The sequence below is a fragment of the Streptomyces sparsus genome, assembly GCF_054776295.1.
Map to the genome: position 1 here is coordinate 1 of NZ_BAAHCA010000822.1, position 2,229 is coordinate 2,229.

Genomic DNA, 2,229 nt, shown 5'->3' on the forward strand with positions numbered 1-2,229 from the left:
CCTGACCCGGCCCGCACGCGTGGCCAAGTCCGCGGTGGCGCGGGTGGCGGAGTGGCGGGCGGTGCTGGTGCGGGCAGTGCTGGTGCGGCGGGGCGCCCCGGACGGTCAGCGGATCTCGAGGATCTTCTCGCGCATCGCGTAGACCACGGCTTCCATGCGGGAGTGCAGTTGGAGCTTCTCCAGGATGTTGCGCACGTGGTTCTTCACGGTGTTCTCGCTGATGAACAGTTCCTTGGCGATGTCCCGGTTGTTCATGCCCGTCGCGACCAGCTTCAGCACCTCGAGTTCGCGGTCCGTCAGCCGGGGGGCGGGCACGAGTTTGCTCTCGTCGGTGCGCTGGATCATCGACTTGAACTCGGTGAGCAGTTTGGCCGCCATGGACGGGCTGATCTGGGACTGCCCGTCGGCTACCGCCCGGATGGCGGTGGAGACCTCGTCGGTGGAGATCTCCTTGAGCAGGTAACCGGTGGCGCCCGCCTTGATCGCGTCGTAGAGGTCCGCCTCCTCGTCGCTGATCGTCAACATGATGATCTTCGCGCTGGGCGCCACCTCCTTGATGGCGGTGCACGCCTCGATCCCGCCCCGGCGGGGCATGCGCACGTCCATCAGCACGATGTCCGGCAGCAGGTCGGCGGCCTTGTCGACCGCCTCCGCCCCGTCACCGGCCTCACCGACCACCTGGATGTCCTCTTCCTGGGCGAGAACGATCTCCAGCCCCCGGCGGAAGAGCGCGTGGTCGTCGACGACCAGCACCCGGATGGGCTCGTCCCGCAGGCCGTGTTCCCGCCCGTCGGACCGCGCGGTCTCACCACCCCCGAACGCGCCGGGCATCGTGGGACCGAAGCTGTCCGCCATCGTTCCTCCCCCTGCAGGCCATGCCGCGTAGGCGCCAACCGGGCTGAGCAGGAGGCCGGTTGGTCGTGATGTGCATGTTATCGGGGTCGCCGCCCGCAACCGAGCAGCCGCTCGCGGTGGCGATCCCTCCACGGGACACAACGTAGTGGGCCCCGGCAGGATTCAGATTCCCGCCGGGGGCCACGGTCAGGGGCGTTTTTCAGCCGCCGAGAGCTCCGCCCGCGCCGTGCGGCGGTTCCTCGACGAACGGGTCGGGCTCGAGGTGGATGACGCCGTAGTCGTAGGCGTGGCGGCGGTACACCACACTCGGGTGCTTGGTGTCGGAGTCGACGAACAGGTAGAAGTCGTGACCGACCAGTTCCATCTCGTAGAGCGCCTGGTCGAGCGTCATGGGGGCCGCCTTGTGCGTCTTCTCGCGACACACCAGCGGGCCTTCACCCTGCACGTCGAGCGGCCCGGCCTTCGTGGTGGCGGGCTCGCTGTCGTCCTTGTCGTCGGTCGCGGCGAGAGCGCCGTTGCCGTTCAGCACCGCGGCGTCGGGCACGGTCACGGCCACGTCGCTCGCCGGGATGCGGCCGTTGCCGCGACGTGAGGTGCGCTTGTCGTGCCGCCTCCGCAGCCGGGACTCCAGCTTCTCCGCCGCCAGGTCCAGGGCGGCGTACGGGTCGGGGGCCGCCGCCTCGGCCCTGATGACCGGCCCACGGTGCCGCAGGGTGATCTCCACCCGGTCGGAGCGGTCGGCCTGGCGCGGGTTGGGCTCCTTGGACACCTCAACGTCCAAGCGGATCACCTTGGCGTCGAACTTCTGGATCTTGTCCAGCTTCAGCTTCTCGGCCACATGCTTGCGGAACCGCTCGGGAACCTCTGTCTTACGGCCCTTGACGACGATGTCCACGCAGAACTCCGTTCCCGGACCGCTCCACTGACGGGCGGAGCGCGTCCTTGGTGCACTGAGGCCGGAGAGACCGGTCACGACCGGTCAGCTTCCGGCACTACGTCGGGTTGCGACTTCCACCTCCTTCTCCCCAGTCGGGAAGATCGCCACCCACTCGAAAAGAGAGGCGAACAGCGGAGTCGGGCAAACGCAGCGAAGTGCGCACGTTCCGCTCCGAGAAACCCCGATCAACGTTGACGAAGTTCCTCATAACCGAACGTACCCCGACTGGGGGATGGTCGGCACCCCCTACCGGCGCGTACAGGCCATCGAACCCGGTGAAAGTCTCACCAGGAGAACGTGCCGCCCCGCAGGTCAGTTCCGGCGCGGGGTCGGGAGGCGGTCGCGGCCGCCGGGCGGAGCCCTTCCGACAGCCCGGAACCGGCCACCGCGGCCACCACCGCCGCCCCCACGACCCGGCCGCCGCCGGCTGCCACCGC

At 69.0% G+C, this 2,229-nt stretch carries 2 protein-coding genes; both read right to left on the reverse strand.

The annotated features are described in order from the left end of the window. Positions 1-105: 105 nt before the first annotated feature. The gene (locus ACYVE9_RS23830; protein ID WP_461029950.1) at positions 106-855 is read right to left on the reverse strand and encodes a response regulator; all 750 of its coding nucleotides are present in this window, start codon (positions 853-855) and stop codon (positions 106-108) included. 199 nt (positions 856-1,054) lie between these two features. After that, positions 1,055-1,750 (reverse strand): ribosome hibernation-promoting factor, HPF/YfiA family, encoded by a 696-nt coding sequence (hpf, locus tag ACYVE9_RS23835; RefSeq protein WP_461029951.1) that lies wholly within the window; start codon positions 1,748-1,750, stop codon positions 1,055-1,057. Positions 1,751-2,229: the final 479 nt, after the last annotated feature.

Excerpts from the sequence above, each read along its gene's own strand:
- ACYVE9_RS23830 (WP_461029950.1), bottom strand. The coding sequence starts at position 855 with ATGGCGGACAGCTTCGGTCCCACGATGCCCGGCGCGTTCGGGGGTGGT.